Here is a 17,830-nt window from a genome sequence, read left to right on the forward strand (position 1 = left end):
TAAATGAATATAGGTAAATGTGTTAAATGCGGCCTAGTCCCAGGAGAACATTTTCAGCAAATCAGTGACGGACATGGCATCAAGCTTCGATTCCGAAATCAGGGTTTCGGCCAGAATATGGGCGCGGTCACGCAGCGGGCTGTCTGAAAGATTCAGATGGAATTTCGTCAGCAGCGCCCCGAAACACTCTTCACGGCGACGAACATGGCCGAGCGGATATTCAATGGTTTCAGAGATCTCTTCAGTCATGCCATGACACTTCAGATAGAGCGCATTGGGAATGGCGCGCTTATCAGGGTCGTAGTAGCTCTCTGTAAAGGAAGGGCGTTCAGTGCAGGTGATTTTCAATCGCAGTGCATCCAGTTGAGGATCGCTGGCGAGCGGTTCGTGGAAATCTTTAATCGTCAGATTTCCGGTCTGCAGCCCCACGGCAACCATGTACTGGAGACAGTGATCGCGATCGGCGGAGTTATTCAGCGGCCCTGATTTATCAATAATCTGAATCGCCGGTCGGGTTGTTTCTACCCGCACATACTCGATGCTCTCAGACGTAAACCCGGCTGCCAGTATCCGTTCCCGAAGGTTAATGGCCGCTTCTACAGCAGTCTGGGCGTGGTACTCAGCGGGATTGGGAACCTTGAACAAGATGTTCTTAATGACAAAATCTGACAGGTTGCGCGACAGATTGAAGGGTTTGCCCCGCAAAACAGCATCATTGAATCCCCACCGGCTGACCGTCAGCGCGGTGGGATAACCCATTTCACCGGTTTGCGCGAACAGCGCCAGTTGCAGGCCACGCGCCGTGGCGTCTCCGGCGGCCCATGACTTACGGGTACCGGCATTTGGCGCATGCCGGTAGGTTCGGAGAGAGTGACCGTCGATAATAGCGTTGGACAGTGCACTCAGTGCCTGGTCTTTTGACAAGCCGAGGAGTTGAGCTGAGGCGATGGCAGAAGCCACTTTCACCAACACCACATGGTCAATCCCCAGCGCATTAAAACAGTTCGACAGACACAGCACGCCGTGGATCTCATAAGCACGAATCATCGTATTCAGGACGGCTGTCATATCAGCGGGCGGCTGATTACCGTCAGTCAGGCTATGCCAGGTTGCGGCAGCCAGGATGGCCCCCAGATTATCGGACGGGTGCCCCCACTCCTGCGCAAGCCAGGTGTCATTGAACTCCAGCCAGCGGATCATCGAACCGATATGAAAGGCCGCCTCGATCGGTCCCAGTCTGAGTCCGGTACCGACAACCGGGACACCCGCCTGGCTCTTGCTGAACTGAGCGCTGCCCATTAGTTTCAGACAGTCGTGATCGGCAGAGGCGGCAATTGCGCAACCTATCGAATCCAGCAGACAATAACGCGCCAGGCGTAAAGTCTCATTATCAAAGGTTGTCCGCTCATAGGCGTAGTCAACCAGCTCAACCATTACCTCATCAAACTCTGCATGCGCCATATTTCACCCCATAAACAAAAATGAATTGTCGAAATACACGTAATTGAGATCCGGTAATATATATATCCAGATAATAGAAATAGACAACGCGTTGATTTATATGAGAATACTCTCCATCACTCATAAAATCGTAATGGGCATGGCAATAAAAGACCAGCGAATAAAATCGAGGCATTCATCGAAAGTATTGATGCCCTGACAAAATGCCTGCTGAGGAGGACGGGAAGTTCAGGGAAATGAGCATGAGTTACAGAGCATGAAAATAAGCACAGTCTGTTGTTGAAATTCGTAATTCAGAATTAATGTCTGCCGGAAAGGTAATAATAATGACACGCACCCTGATGTGGCCACGCAGTGCCCGCAGTGGTAGCCCGGAGCGGAGATTTTAAAACATAGTGACAAACTCACTAATACAGAATATAAATAATTGTTGTGACGGTGAACTAATTTTTAGCATGAGGTCTCAAATGAAGCTAAGTGAACTTCTTGCGTTCGTGACAGTCGTGGAGACAGGGAACATAACCCAGGCAGCCGAGCGTCTGAATCGCGTGCAATCGAGTATTTCCCACCGAATCAGGAGCCTGGAGGATAATCTGGATGTCACCCTGTTAGATCGAAAAACCGATGGGTGCTCACTGACTGCGCAAGGCCAGATACTTTATGACTACGCACTTAAAATATTGAATCTTGCGGATGATTGTAAAAACAACATTTCCCACTCCAAAAATAGCCAGCTGAATATACGTATTGGCATAATCGAATGTCTACCCCCCTATATTGTCAGTTCACTGATCGATTTAGGTCATGATTTGGGCTGGAATATCGATATTTCGATTGGGAACACCATAAGCTTGCTTAATGCCTTCGACCAAAACGAATTTGATGCGGTAATAATCGGTGCAGGTTTTTCAAACACGCAACATGCACGCTCCATATTACTCTCCAGCGAACTGGTTATTATTACAGAGAAAAATTACCCCACCATTAAAGACATCTCCAGTCTGGATGGCGAAGTTTTTTTACTCAGCAGCAAAAAATGTGCAACCACTACCCGCAATTATAATGTTCTTTTTAATGAAGGGCATATCACGCCTAAGCGGGTGGTAGAATGTGGTTCCTATCCCGTACTGTTCTCCAGCATCGCTGCCGGCAAAGGCGTGTCGTTAGTTTTACGTTGTTCTATCAGCGGCGAGGTACAAAATAAGATAAAAATTCATGAACTCAGTGGCCAGTTCAATGACTTCAAAATAGAGCTTGTTTATCGTACAGATTCACCTTATCTGGATAGCACTAAATTCAGAGGCATAATGACCTCACTTTTTCAGGATCCCCGGCTGCACAATATCGGTTATTAAGGCATTCGTAGCCCACACGTACACTCCCCATGTTAGTGAAATTCCCTCATCTCAAATACAAATGGGAGAGCATACATCTGCCGTATGCCCTCCCATCCAATAAGCCTGCTCTCCCCCGTTCGTCGTATTCTGACGACAAGATGATCAATACTCCGCTATCTGTTATGAAGGTTTACGCAGAGCCACTAAGGCTTTCGCTCTGCACTTCTCCAGTATTAATTTCATCACGGGCACTTCAAAGTACTTATATAAAAAAGAGGCAAATGAGACGGATAAAACCAACGCGACGGCGATAAGCGCAATTCCCTCCGGTAAGCTAAACTTTCTTCCTGCCGTAAGATTCAAAAAATAAAAGAGCACTAAGAAATGAACCATATAGAAGGAATAGGATATTTCTCCTAGCCACACCGATGTTTTACTGTTTAACAGAGTGTTTCGGTATTTTAAATCATCACCCGCAATCGAAACGATTAATAAACACACCGGGATGATGAAAACCACGCTCATACTGAACTGGTAAGGGATATACATGGAACCGATGTAAGTTGCTGCAAGCAGGGTAAACGACGCCGTTTTCGTCAGCACGAGCATTCGTCCGTTCATCAGCAGCCGGGCTGCAAACATACCGGCAAGGAATTCAAATATGCGTGATGGGGGAAAAATATACGAAACCCAAAAGTGTTGCTGCGAGATCGGAAACGCCCCCATCATCTTGTCCGGCTCAACCCAGAGGTAAATATATGTTTGAACCAATAAGGATGCCGCCGTTACTATTATTAATCCGGCTAAATCGAATTTTTCAGGTATTGTCTTCATTACCCTGAAAAGAAAGGGGAAAGAAAGATAAAACATCGCTTCTATACAAAGAGACCAGCTGGGTCTGTTACCGACGAAAAAATAGTGAACATCATCAACCCAGGTATTCAATAACAGAAGGTTTGATGACCAAAGTTTATATTGATAGATACTCATGGCACCAATAATGAATGCTATAGCCCAGGTCAGACAATGCGTAGGGTAAATCTTTGCAAAACGTCGCAGGTAAAAATCTCCCACGGTGTCATTATCTCTCGCAGACCACACCATAATGAATCCACTGAGTATGAAGAAATATGAAACGCCGAGCCAGCCCGCTTTACCCACAATAACGGTGAAAATGTGCTGTATGGTTGGATCTGAAAAGGGAGCGAGATCGCTGGGTAGCGATGAATGAAATAAAAAAACTAATAAAGCCGCCCAGAATCTGCTTCCGGTAAGCGATGGAAGTTTGGTCTGCGGGGGTAATTTCCCGGTTGTTATTGGCTGACTCCCCGCCATTTCAATGGCGTCAGCATGAATAGCATCAATACTTATTTCTCTGTTTATTGCAGGATTCATGGTGTCCCCCTGAGGATAGTATTTTATACCGGAAGATTTATTCAGTAGCATAGCGACAATGTTACACAGCAAAAATAAATAGCGGCAAAGCAACTTAAGCAGAGCCTGACCGGTTACCAATAATTAACCGTTGCGTTGCCGGTCAGGAAATAAAGTATTTTCAGAGCAGAACGTTCTGATGAAAGTTTTAACTAGTGGATATCGACGGTCACGTATCCGGATTTACGTTTTTCAATATAACCAAATCCTTGTTCGCCAAAATGCATACCACCGACAAGAACGCTGTCCGAGCTCACGCTTTCAAGTATGCGGGAACGTGTCTCTGCCGCCATTTGAGGATCATAGTCAAAGGCAATGGCAACATCCGGTTTTAGCAGTTGAATATGAGGAAAATGAACAATATCACCCCAAATCAACAGGCTATCTCTGTTACCCTCAATCCGGTAACCTGTATGACCCGGCGTGTGACCTTTCAGCGGGATCGCAAAAACACCAGGAAATACCTCGCCTTTATCGATGAGACGAAGATTTTTCTGATACTTTTTGAATATACTTCGCGCCAGCAGGAAATTGCCTTTTACGCGGTCACTGACGGCAGCGAAATTTTCATCATCTTGCAGATAATTAAATTCATCGCTGTTTATGATCAATTCGGCATTAGCAAATACAGCCTCACCTTCTGCGTTTAACAATCCGCCAATATGATCAGGATGGGCATGTGTGAGTAATACCGCGTCAATATTGCCAGGTTGTATCCCCAGCAGATCCAGATTAGCAACCAGTTTGCCGCCCCAGCCCTTAACGCCTCCTGCCCCGCTATCGATAAGAATATTTTTACCCTTCTGGCGGACTAAAAAAGTATTAATATGCACCGCATTGAGTTCACTGACTTGTGCACTGCGCTGAATTTCCTTGCACTCGTCCTCATCCACATTTGAAAGCATTCCGAAGTCGACATGCAGATATCCATCACTTACCGCAGTAACCGATATATCGCCGAGATCTCTTGTTGGAAAATTAACATTCATAATCCGTTCCTTAGTTCTTTGCATAAATATTACCCGCTTCAAAAGAGAAACAGCGAATTCTCGCTATGACTCCTGTCTTCTCCTTAATTAATAAATCAACCTGATGCATGAATTCATCCAACACCGACAGGGTTCGGAAAACTTCCTGGCGTAGTCTTGCTTCGAAATAGACCGGTGTGCCAAAACCTATCTCTGCGGTGAGGTAGCTGATGTGAATATTATTTTCTTTCGCTTTCAGGATCTCTATGGCGAGACGGGCTAAAGCCGTTGAAAATTCCGCAAAGGCCTCTGCATCTAACCGGTGGCTTGCAGCGGTATAGAGAGTAATACTGGGCATCTTCGACTCCTTCGAATGGATATTTACGCCGCCAGGTTATTTTATACGGCTCTGACAGACACTAATCGCATGCTTTTTATGACATCGGGATTGACCACCGTGCCAATGTCCGAAGCCCCCCGGCGGAGTTGGTCAATTAACTCGATGCCACTCGTTACTTTCCCAAAAGCAGTGTAATTCTGGTCTAAAAAACCCGCCCTCGCGGAGGTGATGAAAAACTGATGACGGGCGCTGTGCGGATGCCGTGATCTGGCCATGCCGACGGTACCGCGTTCAAAAGGCAATCGGTTAAACTCTGCGGCCAGCGCCGGTAATTTCGTGTAATCCAGCCCTGTATCTTTTATCGGGTCACCCGTTTGTGCCATAAAGCCTTCTATGACCCGGTTAAACGGCATGCCATCATAAAATTTGGCCTGTACCAGCGATTTTATGCGTTCAACATGCCCGGGGGCCAAATCGGGAAATAAGCGGATGCTCACGGTTCCACTCTCCAGTTGCATCTCGATAATATCTCTCTGAGCCATTACCCCTTTGAAGGCAGCCGGAAGCATTGCAACACCCGCGCACAAGCCCAGACTTCCACCAATAAATAACCGACGATTCATAGAATTTACTCCGTTCGCGCATCAGACTTTTCATCGTCTGCCATGCCAGATTTGCTCATTAACAGCGCCCGTACGTCCTTACAGGCGCTGACTGCCTGCGCTGATTGTTAATGCGTATTCTTGTTATCAATGAACGAGATGATTTCATCAGTGAGCGCTTCGGGTTGCTCATAATTCGGTAAATGGGCGGCGCCGGGTAGGGTATGCAATTGGGCATTGCGCTTGTCGGCCAGACGTTGCGCGTAGTCCGGAGGCGTAAGTTGATCCTCACTTCCTCTGACCACCACAGCCCTTACCCCCGGAATATTCATATCGGTCAGATCGGTGTCGGCGATGGCATAAGAGCAACCCGCGAAGGCTTCAACCGAAGTGCGGCGCAACATCTGTTTCATACCCTCCGCGTAGGGCGAGTCGATAAATTTCGGTGTGACCCATTTGCTTAGAATCCCCATTTCGAGATGCTCAACACCGTGGTGAAATACATCTTCAGCCCGGGCGCGCCAGAGCGAAGGCGGAGCGGCATTCACCAGTGCAGTATCAACAATGATCATTCCCTGAACTCGTTTGGGGATCTTGAACCCAATCCATTGCGCTATTGTTCCGCCGATTGAGACCCCGGCAACATAAAACTCATTGATGTGAAGATGATCCAGCGCCGCCACGACATCGTCGGCCAAATCTGACATTGAAAACTGCAGGGAATCGACTGCGCTTAATCCATGCCCACGGATGTCCAGGCGAATAACACGATAACGCTCACTCAGACGCGGCATTTGCAAATCCCAAAGGTGCAAATCCGTCCCCAAAGAATGAAGAAGTACCAATGTCGTTGCATTTTCAGAACCCTGCACATCGACGTGCTGAGTTAATTTAAGTGGCCGGATAAACATTTAATACTCCATATTCTTTATGCTTCTGTTTCGTCGGCTCTCCGTCACGCATTACCTGATCCGACGTCTCGTCCTGCTTATAGAACCATGAATTCTGCTACGCCATAGTCGCAACGTATTCATAACGACATGCTGATATTATTTTTTCAGTTTCATACAAATAAATTTTTTCGTTATGAGGGTCAGCCTTAAATACGTTGTTAACGCTGTTATTATTAGAACAATTCTTATCGTCGCTCTAATGGATAATTTCGATATCACTATCGAAATTGTAGATACGGGGTGGATCTTAATAGGGGAAAACGTGGCGAAGAAACAGACTGACCGGGGAAATGCTGCGCAGCAGGAATTGCAGGCAATAATTTTTCTGCACGTTGTTCGGTATGCCGCTGATAATAAAAAGCCCGCACAAGAGAACGGGCTTTTTATACATCAGTGTTTGATGAAATTACACATGGGCGATTTTCTTCGCATCCAGCGCTTTATGAATAGCCGCTTCCAGTTCGTTGATTTCAAACTTCGCCACGTAACCGTCGGCGCCCACTTTACGCACGTGATCTTCGTTGGCGCTGCCGGATAATGAAGAGTGAATGATCACCGGAATATTTTTCAGGAATTCATCACGCTTGATATTGAGCGTCAGCGTAAAGCCATCCATTTCCGGCATTTCCAGATCAGTTAAGACAAAGGAGATTTTATCGGAAATGGGCAGCCCCTGGGCTTTGCATTCTTCGGCCATTTTGCGGATTTTATTCCAGGCTTCCAGACCGGTGACATGCATCTGCGCCGGAATCTCCATCATGTTCAGGCCTTTTTCCAGCATCTGACGGGCAACTTTAGAGTCTTCGGCGACAATCGCCACCGTACCCGGCTTGAGTTTAAACGCGCTGGTTTTCTTCTTATCCATGTTGATATTGCTGTTGGGAATAATGTCATGGAGAATTTGTTCAACGTCGAGCACCAGCGCCAGACGGTTACTGGATTTATCGCTGTCCAGACGCGCAATACTGGTGATGTTGCGGCTCTTCACACCGGCTTCGGCGGCCAGCACCTGACTCCATTCAAGACGCACAATGTCGTCTACGGATTCCACCGCAAACGCCTGGGTGCTGCGCGCATATTCGGTGACCAGCAAAATGTTCAGGCCGGTTTTTGGTACGCATCCCACCACGGCAGGCAGGTCGATGACCGGAATAATTTCGCCACGGATGTTCGCCATGCCCATCATCGGCGAGACCATTCCGGCGGCTTTGGTCAGCGTTGGCATCGGCACGATTTCGCGCAATTTAAAAACGTTGATACCAAAAAGTTCAGATTGCTCATCATCCGGAGAGGTCCCCAGACGGAACAGCAAAAGCTCAAACCGGTTTGATGAAGTGAGATTGGTTCTCTCATCAATTTCTTTCTGAAAATTATCCATACTTTCCCCATGCCTGTTGTTATTCGTTTTTGACTATGTTTGTGCTGTACGTCATTCGGAAAATAAGGAATTCCATTCTCTTTTTTCTCAGAGGGACATTCTTTATATCGGCCGCTCAGGAGGAATTCTTTATAGCGGGGAGAAAATTGAAGGGAAAGCACCCGGTATCACGGAAATACCGGGCAAAAAGGGTCAGCCGCCGATTTTTACCAGCGTCCGTCCCTGAATTTTATTGTTCAGGAAATCGGCTGCGACAGCCGGAGCTTGTTCCAGGGTAATTTCCGTCGCGGCCTGCTGATAAAAATCATCCGGCAGTGTATTCAGTAAACGCTCCCAGACGGCAGCACGGCGTTCAGCGGGAACCGAAACCGAATCCACCCCCTGCAAACGGACGTTGCGCAGAATAAACGGCATCACGGTCGTCGGCAGGTTGAAGCCCCCGGCCAGACCGCAGGCCGCCACGCAACCGCCGTAGTTGGTTTGCGCCAGCAGTTTAGCCAGCACTTTGTCACCGACGGTATCGACCGCACCGGCCCAGACTTGTTTTTCCAGCGGACGGGTCTCTGCAAAATCATCGCGGGAGAGAATTTCGCTGGCACCCAGTTTACGCAGATAGTCATGCGTAGATTCACGGCCCGTCACCGCAGCCACGGTATAACCGAGTGTATGCAACAAGGCCACCGCCGTACTACCCACGCCGCCGCTGGCACCCGTCACGACCACGGTGCCGCTTTCGGGTGTCACGCCCGCCTCTTCCAGCGCCATGACGCACAGCATGGCAGTGAAACCGGCGGTGCCGATAATCATGGCATTGCGCGCAGCCAGACCTTCCGGCAGCGCGACCAGCCAGTCACCTTTGACGCAAGCCTGCTCCGCCAGACCGCCCCAGTGCGTTTCGCCGACGCCCCAGCCGGTGAGAATGACGGATTGCCCGACGGAGAAACGCGGGTCGTTACTGCGGCTGACATGGCCGGCAAAATCAATGCCCGGCACCATCGGAAACTGACGAATGATTTTGCCTTTCCCGGTGATGGCCAGGGCATCTTTGTAATTCAGCCCTGACCAGCTGATATCAACCAGTACGTCGCCTGCCGCCATGTCCGGCAGCGCAATCTCTTTCACTTCGGCCAGCGTGGCCTTGTCTTGTTGTTCCAGAACCAATGCTTTCATTTTTTTCCCTTTATGATTTCAGGAGATTAAAGTTTTTGTCATGAGGTATGCGATGACTCACGTAATGATTGCAGGTGCTATTTTTTGAATTTATGGCCGACGAGTTTATGAATGAACAGGTGACTGCAGCGTATGACGGAAATACGCCCAGAACTGATCCAGCGGTTCGGCCGAGCGGTACAGTTTTGCGCGCATCACCGCGCCTTCCCAGCCAGACCAGAAAATCTGCGCCAGTTGCGCAGGCGGCATGACTGATGCGATATCTCCGGCCTGACGGGCTTCTTCCAGACAGGTGGCAACACGGCCTTCCCATTCGCCCAAAATCGATTTGAGTTTCTGCGAAAAATCTTCCGGCAACAGCGGGGATTCCTGCAATAAATTGCCGACCAGACAGCCGCGTCTGAACTCAAACTTTGCCATTCCCTCACCGGCATGGGTCACAAACGCACCGATGCGTTGCAGCGGTGACACCTCAGCCCTGAGCAGAAACTTGTCGAGTTTGTGGGCGAAAAATGATCCGTAAGCCGTCAGAACGGCCATGCCGAAATCCTGCTTACTTTTGAAATAGTGATAAAACGATCCTTTCGGCACCGCGATGTTTTTAATCACCGCGTCGATGCCTGCCGACAGGTAGCCCGTTTCGGTGATCACTTCAAGCCCCGAACGGATCAGCGCTTCACGCGTATCATCAAACTCGCGTGCCGTTCTCGGCGGACGCCCGCGGCGCGGTTTGACTGGCACGTCAGGTTCAGTAGAAAGCTCAGCACTCATCATTTAGACCGATCGTTTTTTAATTGCAGAAAGCCTACGCCCAATTTTTTAGGCGGGCAAGTCCGTGAGTGTTTTTACAGGGTAAAAAGTCCCGGACCTAAAAAACCTGCAAAGCAAAAAGCCCGCCCGGAGTTACCGGAGCGGGCCTGTGATACAGCATGAGTATGTTGTAACTATTTTTCGTTCACTGTCTCGCGGCGGGTTTCCTGCACGCTGTAACGGTTGGTTTTGAACGGAATATTCAGGCGCTCACGCAACGTCGTTGCCTGCGAGGGATGCCAGTAGCCACGAGCTTCCAGCACCGGTAACACCAGCCGGGTAATGTCGTCCAGCGCTTCGGTCAGTACCGGTCCGCTGATGATGAATCCGCTGGCACCGCCCTCTTCCACCCAGCGGATCAACTGGTCGGCGACCTGCTCAGGCGTGCCGAAGAATTCGCCGCGCGGCAGCGTGGTCTGATACGCCACTTCACGCAGCGTCAGGTTTTCCTCCCGCGCCAGCTTCTTGATGCTGTCGGTGGTGGAGCGGAAAGTGTTTTGACCTAAATCGCCCAGTTCAGGGAACGGGCCGTCCGGCGGATACTGGCTGAAATCATGGTGATCGAAAAATCGCCCGAGATAGGCCAGCGCATCGTCAAGTGACAACAGCGACAGAAGATACTGATATTTGGCCTCGGCTTCCTCTTCGGTTTTGCCGACAATCGGGCTGATGCCAGGGAAAATCCCCACCGGATGGCGGCCATTTTTGCTGACCTGTGCCTGTAATTTTGCAGAATATTCCTGTGCTTCTTCCAGCGTCCGGGCGTTAGTGAAAACGGCATCGGCAGATTTACCCGCCAGCGCGATACCGGCATCCGACGCGCCAGCCTGGAAAATCACCGGCTGCCCTTGCGGTGAACGCTGGATATTCAGCGGCCCTTCGACCGAGAAAAACTGTCCCTGATGATTCAGTTTATGCAGCTTCGCCGCGTCGAAGAACACACCACTTTCGCGGTCACGCACAAACGCGCCGTCTTCCCACGAATCCCACAGTCCCTGCACCACGCTGATGTATTCTTCGGCAATCTGATAGCGCAGCGCATGTTCAGGATGGTCTTTGCCGAAGTTTTTCGCCGAACCGGCCAGCGGCGAAGTCACCACGTTCCAGCCCGCCCGTCCCTGACTGATGTTATCTATTGACGCCAGCTGACGTGCGACGGTAAAGGGATCGCTGTACGAAGTTGAAATAGTGCCTGCCAGCCCGATGCTGTGGGTGGCCGAAGCCAGCGCAGACAGCAACGCGACAGGTTCGAAACGGTTGAGGAAATGCGGCAGTGATTTTTCGTTGATGTGTAATCCGTCGGCCACAAACAGGAAATCAAAACCAGCCGCTTCGGCGCGCAAGGCTAAATCACGGAAATAGGGGAAATTGACACTGGCATCCGCAGGCGCTTTTTCGTGACGCCACGAATTCATGTGGCCGCCCGCACCGTGCAACATCAGACCCAGCTTGATACTTTTTGAATGGCTCATGAAATCTCCTTAAAGCTGGCCAGCCAGCAATTCGATGGACTTCAGCCGCACACCGGCTTCAGTCAGTGGAGTGTGAATAACAAATTCGTTCACGCACAGGCGGCGCTGAATATCGCGCAGTTGCTCGTGGATATCGCCCGGCGTGCCGTGCAGCACGCTGATTTGCTGCTGTTCGATCTGGTATTGCGTCGCACCAGACTGCCGCACAAAGGCTTCAGCCTGTTCGCGGGAACCGACCGTAACGTGCCGGTCGCCCAGCGTGACGCGAAAATTATGCTGGCCGGTCACCCGTTCAGCGGCCTGCTCGCGGGTTTGTGCCGCCAGGGCCGCCAGACTGACCAGCGCCTGCCCTTGTCCGGCGGAATATTCGTGGAAGGCCAGCACCGATTCGGTCATCACTTGCGCTGAAGCATTGATAAAACCGGCGAAGACAAAGTTCCAGCCCAGTGACGCGGCCAGACGCGCGCTTTCTTTGCTGGCACCGAGTAAAAATCGCTGCGGTGCCACCGGCGGACGCGGCAACGCACGGGCTTCTGTGCCCGCCAGATGGTCATCCAGATGCGTGAGATAATGTGTCAGTTGCTGTAACTGCGCCGGGAAACCAGGCGATGATTCGGCCGGTGCGTGGGCACGCAGCGCTTTGGTTGACAGGGGTAAACCACCGGGCGCTTTGCCGATGCCGATATCCACGCGATCCGGCGCCAGTGATGACAACAGATGGAAATTCTCTGCCACTTTATACGGGCTGTAATGTTGCAGCATCACCCCGCCGGAACCGATCCGCAGCCGGGAAGTGCGCGCCAGCAGCCAGGCGATCAACACTTCCGGCGAGCTACCGGCCAGCTTTTCAGTATCGTGATGTTCTGACACCCATAAACGGTGATAGCCCAGTTTTTCTGCTGCCAGCGCAAAAGTCAGCGTGGCGTCTAGCGCCTGCGCAGCGGTCTGCCCGTCATTAATCGGGCTTTGATCTAATAAACTCAGTCGGTAATTCACCTGCGCATCCCTTTTTATCCGTTGTGATAAAAAGAGTTCCACGAAATAAGTTCAAAGCTAAATAATAAAAACACGTTTCTATAGTCAGTATTTTGCTATGCAGGCCACTGTGCAAAACGACTATAAATTATAGCGACTGAGTATTTAGTGATTGGCTTCTGTCTGACTAGCATGAAATGACTTGCTACCTATCTTTAACAATCATTTTCAGACAATAAGGTTATTTGCCATGAGCATTTCACTTGCCGAAGAAACAAATAGCATTGCCCCCCGACATGAGACAGGACTGGAAGAACAACTCATCGCTTATCGCCGTGAATTACATCAGCATCCTGAATTATCCAATCAGGAATTTGTGACCACGCAAAAGATTACCCAATGGCTGAATGCTGCCGGGATCCGCATTTTATCGCTCGGGCTGAAAACCGGCGTGGTGGCTGAAATTGGCCCGAAACACGGCCCGGTTGTTGCCCTGCGCGGTGACATCGATGCCCTGCCGATTGAAGAAGCCTCCGGTGTGCCGTTCAGTTCGCAACAACCCGGCGTGATGCACGCCTGCGGCCACGATTTTCATACCTCTGTTATTCTCGGCGCGGCCCATCTGCTTAAAGCAAGGGAAGACCAGCTACCGGGCCGCGTACGGTTGTTTTTCCAGCCTGCTGAAGAACGGTTTGGCGGTGCGTCGCAACTGATTAAAGCCGGTGCACTGGAAAACGTTGATGCGATTTTCGGCCTGCATAATGCGCCAGAACTGCCGGTCGGCACCTTTGAGACAAAAGGCGGCGCATTTTATGCCAACGTGGACCGCTTCCAGATAACCGTGACCGGCAAAGGCGCGCACGCCGCACATCCGGAAGAAGGTACCGACAGCATTGTCACCGCCAGCCACATTGTGACCGCGCTGCAAACGGTGGTCAGCCGCAACGTCAGCGCTCAGGAGGCGGCAGTGGTCAGCGTCACCCGTATTGAAGGCGGCAACACCTGGAACGTATTACCCCAAACCGTGGAACTGGAAGGCACAGTGCGCACCTACAGCAACGGGATCCGCGAGCAAATCCCTCAGCGGATACGCAAGGTGATCACCGGGGTGGCAGATGCGCTGGGGGCGAAGGCCGAATTGCACTGGTTTGGCGGGCCGCCAGCGGTGGTGAATACACCGCGCTGGGCAGACTTTGCCTTACAGGCCGCTGCGGAATTTGGCTATAACGCGCAAGTGGCGCAGGCACAAATGGGTGGAGAGGATTTTGCATTTTATCTGCATCATGTGCCGGGTGCGTTTGTCAGCATCGGCTCTGCCAGCGATTTCGGCTTGCATCATCCGCAATTTAATCCTGATGAGTCGGCTATTTACCCGGCGGCGAATTATTTCCAGCAACTGGCAGAAAAAGCGCTGAGTGAATTAACCGGAAAATAACCTTTTCATACCTGACTTTATTTCCTCACGCCCGGATATTCCGGGCATTTTTCGTGCAAAATTTCCGGCGCAATGTATTTCCACTTTCTCTCTTTGATTATTTAATTTTGTTGTTTTACATCCCTGTAACACTCGGGAATAGTGAAAGCGTCACCTCACGGTCATCACCCCTTAAAATAAGAATGCAGGGTAAAAATAATAATGATGAAACATAGCGTAACCATCACAGCCACCGCCATCGCGGCAATATTAAGTTTTTCATCAGCGGCATACGCCGCGCCAGGTATTGATCTGATTGCCAATGAAACGCCGGTGAATACACCGAAAAGCCCGGAAGCCGTGGCAAAAATCCCGGCCAACTTTAAGTTTGTCGAACCGGGTACGCTGACCGTGGCGCTGGCTGTGCTCGGCAGCGCCCCACCCTTCGGGCTGTACGCCCGTGACAATAAAACCGTGATCGGCAGCGAGGCGGATATCGCCCGTCTGGTCGCCGACGGTTTAGGTCTGAAGCTCAAAGTGGTTCCGGCTTCGTGGGAAGACTGGCCGCTGGGCGTGACGTCGGGGAAATACGATGCGGCCATCTACAACATTACCGTCACCAAAGACCGCAAAACCAAGTTTGATTTCGCCACCTATCGTCAGGACACGCTGGGCTTTTACGTGAAAAGCGACAGCAAAATCACATCCATTACTTCTGCACCGGATATCGCCGGTAAACGCATTATTGTCGGCTCCGGCACCAATCAGGAAGCCGTGTTGCTGGCGTGGGACAAAGAGAATCAGGCCAAAGGATTACCGGCGCTGAAACCGCAATATGTCACCGATGACGCTGCCGCGACGCTGGCTATCCAGTCCGGTCGCGCCGATGCCACGTTCGGCCCGAACGTCACCGGCGCGTATAAAGCGTTGCTGACCGGCAAAACCAAACTGGTCGGCACGGTGCCGGGCGGCTGGCCGAAAACCGCCAATATCGCTGTGACGCTGAAAAAAGGGAATGGCCTGGTGGATGCCGTGCAGGCGTCGCTGAACAGCGCCATTGCCAGCGGGGCTTATATCAAAGTGCTGGACCGCTGGGGCGAAAGCGTCGAGAAAATCGATCACTCTGAAATTAACCCGCCGGGGCTGGGCGACTGATCAGGAGCAGAAACGATGAGCGAAGATATTTTCATTCAGACCGTGCCGGAAGACCCGCTGATTGCGCCGGTCATCGAAGGATTATTCGGTGAATACCGCGACCGTTACGGCGATTTCTTCTCGAGCCAGCCGCCGGAAGATGACAGCGTGTTTTCCGCGCCCGATGGCACCTTCATTGTTCTGCTGAGAAACGGCGCGCCCATTGCAATGGGCGCGTACAAACGCTACGACGAGCAGACTGCCGAACTCAAACGCATCTGGACTCACCGCGCGCTGCGCCGTCAGGGACTGGCACAAAAAATCCTGCATGAACTGGAACGTCGCGCAGCCGCGTACGGTTACCGGCGGGTATTTCTCACCACCGGATTCCGCCAGCCCGAAGCGGTCGGATTGTATTTGTCCCGCGGTTATCAGCCGCAATTCGACACCCGCCTCGATCCGGAGGTCTATTCCCGGCCACCGTATGACGGGCGCCTGCCGTTTACCAAAACGCTGAAGGCGGACGTGCCGGTCACGTCATCTGCAACGTAACAGAAAGAGAAAATGATGAGCGAAAATGCCCCTTCATCTGTGAATCATCCGCCGCTGAAAGTGGTGCCCGCGCGCTATCCGTGGCGTCTTGCCGGTGCGGTTTTTTCGGCGTTTATTCTGCTGGGCATCATCCAGTCGATTGCCACGAATTCCCGCTGGGAATGGGGCGTATTTCGTCAGTGGTTTTTTGATCCGGTGATCCTGTCCGGGCTTGGCAAAACCCTGTTGCTCACGCTGCTGGGCACCCTTTTTGGGGTGATTTTCGGCACGGCACTGGCCCTCGCCCGCCTGTCGAAATCCTATTTACTGAACGCACTGGCCTGGGGGTATATCTGGCTGTTCCGTTCCCTGCCGTTGTTGCTGGTGCTGATCATTCTCTACAACTTTTCCTATCTCTACGACAACCTTTCGCTCGGCATTCCGTTCACCACGATTTCCTTTTTCAGCACCCCGACGGTGGATTTGCTGGATCAGTTTTCCGTCGCCGTGCTCGGTCTGTCGCTGGTGCAGTCGGCCTATACCGCCGAGATCATTCGCGGCGGGATTTTAGGGGTAGAACACGGCCAGCATGAAGCTGCGGCCGCGCTGGGATTACCGGCCTACCGCCGGACCTTCCGCATCATTTTGCCGCAGGCGTTACGTTCAATTCTGCCGACCGGTTTTAACGAAGTGATCAGCCTGGCGAAAGGCACATCGATTGTTTACGTCCTGTCGATGCCGGAACTGTTTTACACCGTGCAGGTGATTTACAACCGCACACAGCAGGTGATCCCGCTGCTGATGGTCGCCACCATCTGGTATCTGCTGATCACCACCGTGCTGTCGGTTTTGCAGTATTACGTCGAACGCTATTTCTCCCGCGGCACCGTGCGTCAGGTCGCGCCGACACCCTTGCAGCGCCTGCGTCAGTGGCGCGTCGCCCGTTCTTAATAAAGGGAAAGCACTATGTCAGAAGCCTTTGATTTATTCGTTAACCGCCCGCAGGAAGCGCCTGTTGAGCAGCTGTTTCCACGCAAACCTCAGGCTGCTACCGTCGGGCGCATCGAAATCAATAATTTGAGCAAATACTACGGCGCGCACAAAGCGCTGGATAACGTGAGTCTGCGCATCGAACCGGGCACCGTGACCGTGATCCTCGGCCCGTCCGGCTCGGGGAAATCGACCCTGCTGCGCACGATTAACCATCTTGAGCGCGTCGACGAAGGTTTTATTCAGATTGACGGCGATTACATCGGCTACCGCCGCAAAGGCGATACGCTGTATGAACTGAAAGAGCGCGCCATCCTCAAACAGCGCACACATGTCGGTTACGTTTTTCAGAATTTCAATTTATTCCCGCACATGACGGTGCTGGATAACATCATCGAAGCGCCGGTGGTTCACGGTCTGCTGAGCCGCAAAAACGCCATCGCCCGTGCCTGTGAACTGCTCGACACGGTCGGTCTGCGCGAAAAAGCGCACGCATGGCCGCGTCATTTGTCCGGCGGACAGCAGCAGCGCATCGCCATCGCCCGTGCGCTGGCGCTGAATCCTAAAGTCATGCTGTTTGATGAACCGACGTCCGCCCTCGATCCCGAACTGGTTGGCGAAGTGCTGGATGTGATTAAGAAGCTGGCGCAGTCGGGCGTCACGCTGGTGGTCGTCACCCATGAAATCGGCTTCGCGCGCCAGGTGGCGGATCAGGTGGTGTTTATGGTGGATGGTCGCGTGGTTGAAAGCGGCGCTGCCGCACAGGTGCTGGAACGGCCGGTTCATGCCAGAACCCAGGCTTTTCTGGAGAAGGTGCTTTAAGACTGGCAAATTTAGTATTTCTTAAGACCGGGAATATTT

17 protein-coding genes are annotated in these 17,830 nt (G+C 51.5%); 6 read left to right on the plus strand and 11 right to left on the minus strand.

Going from position 1 to position 17,830, the window contains the following annotated elements; all coding sequences use genetic code 11:
* Window positions 1-33: 33 nt before the first annotated feature.
* On the minus strand, window positions 34-1,461 hold the full coding sequence (locus ABIC79_RS02470; protein WP_013575193.1) for a bifunctional 2-methylcitrate dehydratase/aconitate hydratase: 1,428 nt from the start codon (window positions 1,459-1,461) through the stop codon (window positions 34-36).
* A gap of 467 nt (window positions 1,462-1,928) precedes the next feature.
* Here ABIC79_RS02470 and ABIC79_RS02475 point away from each other — a divergent pair, with 467 nt between their 5' ends.
* Window positions 1,929-2,816 (plus strand): LysR family transcriptional regulator, encoded by an 888-nt coding sequence (locus ABIC79_RS02475; RefSeq protein ID WP_013575192.1) that lies wholly within the window; start codon window positions 1,929-1,931, stop codon window positions 2,814-2,816.
* 162 nt (window positions 2,817-2,978) lie between these two features.
* Here ABIC79_RS02475 and ABIC79_RS02480 read toward each other — a convergent pair whose 3' ends face one another.
* The 10 genes from ABIC79_RS02480 to ABIC79_RS02525 form a co-directional block, all read right to left on the minus strand.
* On the minus strand, window positions 2,979-4,193 hold the full coding sequence (locus tag ABIC79_RS02480; protein WP_112151842.1) for an acyltransferase family protein: 1,215 nt from the start codon (window positions 4,191-4,193) through the stop codon (window positions 2,979-2,981).
* Window positions 4,194-4,384: 191 nt separating this feature from the next.
* The gene (locus tag ABIC79_RS02485; protein WP_037034806.1) at window positions 4,385-5,221 is read right to left on the minus strand and encodes an MBL fold metallo-hydrolase; all 837 of its coding nucleotides are present in this window, start codon (window positions 5,219-5,221) and stop codon (window positions 4,385-4,387) included.
* A 10-nt stretch (window positions 5,222-5,231) separates the two neighbouring features.
* Window positions 5,232-5,558, minus strand: a complete 327-nt coding sequence (locus tag ABIC79_RS02490) for a hypothetical protein (protein WP_013575189.1) — start codon at window positions 5,556-5,558, stop codon at window positions 5,232-5,234.
* A gap of 41 nt (window positions 5,559-5,599) precedes the next feature.
* Window positions 5,600-6,163: a peptidylprolyl isomerase gene (locus ABIC79_RS02495; protein WP_013575188.1), complete on the minus strand. Its 564-nt coding sequence runs from the start codon at window positions 6,161-6,163 to the stop codon at window positions 5,600-5,602.
* Window positions 6,164-6,270: 107 nt separating this feature from the next.
* The gene (locus ABIC79_RS02500; RefSeq protein WP_112198312.1) at window positions 6,271-7,053 is read right to left on the minus strand and encodes an alpha/beta fold hydrolase; all 783 of its coding nucleotides are present in this window, start codon (window positions 7,051-7,053) and stop codon (window positions 6,271-6,273) included.
* A 448-nt stretch (window positions 7,054-7,501) separates the two neighbouring features.
* Complete coding sequence (locus tag ABIC79_RS02505; RefSeq protein WP_013575185.1) at window positions 7,502-8,473, minus strand: chemotaxis protein; 972 nt, start codon at window positions 8,471-8,473, stop codon at window positions 7,502-7,504.
* Between the two features lie 192 nt (window positions 8,474-8,665).
* Window positions 8,666-9,643, minus strand: coding sequence for an acrylyl-CoA reductase (NADPH) (gene acuI, locus ABIC79_RS02510; protein WP_013575184.1), 978 nt, complete (start codon window positions 9,641-9,643; stop codon window positions 8,666-8,668).
* Between the two features lie 105 nt (window positions 9,644-9,748).
* A complete protein-coding gene (gene acuR, locus ABIC79_RS02515; protein ID WP_119261480.1) occupies window positions 9,749-10,417 on the minus strand; it encodes an acrylate utilization transcriptional regulator AcuR in 669 nt (222 codons plus the stop codon).
* Between the two features lie 170 nt (window positions 10,418-10,587).
* The gene (locus tag ABIC79_RS02520) at window positions 10,588-11,925 is read right to left on the minus strand and encodes an LLM class flavin-dependent oxidoreductase (RefSeq protein WP_121019420.1); all 1,338 of its coding nucleotides are present in this window, start codon (window positions 11,923-11,925) and stop codon (window positions 10,588-10,590) included.
* A gap of 9 nt (window positions 11,926-11,934) precedes the next feature.
* Window positions 11,935-12,921, minus strand: coding sequence for an MsnO8 family LLM class oxidoreductase (locus tag ABIC79_RS02525; protein WP_015689769.1), 987 nt, complete (start codon window positions 12,919-12,921; stop codon window positions 11,935-11,937).
* A gap of 229 nt (window positions 12,922-13,150) precedes the next feature.
* Here ABIC79_RS02525 and ABIC79_RS02530 point away from each other — a divergent pair, with 229 nt between their 5' ends.
* The 5 genes from ABIC79_RS02530 (at window position 13,151) to ABIC79_RS02550 (ending at window position 17,791) form a co-directional block, all read left to right on the plus strand.
* Window positions 13,151-14,335 (plus strand): amidohydrolase, encoded by a 1,185-nt coding sequence (locus tag ABIC79_RS02530; protein WP_354566519.1) that lies wholly within the window; start codon window positions 13,151-13,153, stop codon window positions 14,333-14,335.
* A gap of 201 nt (window positions 14,336-14,536) precedes the next feature.
* Window positions 14,537-15,469, plus strand: coding sequence for an ABC transporter substrate-binding protein (locus tag ABIC79_RS02535; protein ID WP_013575179.1), 933 nt, complete (start codon window positions 14,537-14,539; stop codon window positions 15,467-15,469).
* 15 nt (window positions 15,470-15,484) lie between these two features.
* Window positions 15,485-16,000: a GNAT family N-acetyltransferase gene (locus ABIC79_RS02540; protein ID WP_131638827.1), complete on the plus strand. Its 516-nt coding sequence runs from the start codon at window positions 15,485-15,487 to the stop codon at window positions 15,998-16,000.
* Window positions 16,001-16,015: 15 nt separating this feature from the next.
* Window positions 16,016-16,930, plus strand: coding sequence for an amino acid ABC transporter permease (locus tag ABIC79_RS02545; protein WP_013575177.1), 915 nt, complete (start codon window positions 16,016-16,018; stop codon window positions 16,928-16,930).
* Window positions 16,931-16,945: 15 nt separating this feature from the next.
* Window positions 16,946-17,791, plus strand: coding sequence for an amino acid ABC transporter ATP-binding protein (locus ABIC79_RS02550; RefSeq protein ID WP_037034826.1), 846 nt, complete (start codon window positions 16,946-16,948; stop codon window positions 17,789-17,791).
* The last annotated feature ends 39 nt before the right edge of the window (window positions 17,792-17,830 follow it).

This window comes from Rahnella sp. 2050 (assembly GCF_040544515.1).
GTDB classification, from domain to species: Bacteria; Pseudomonadota; Gammaproteobacteria; order Enterobacterales; family Enterobacteriaceae; genus Rahnella; species Rahnella aceris.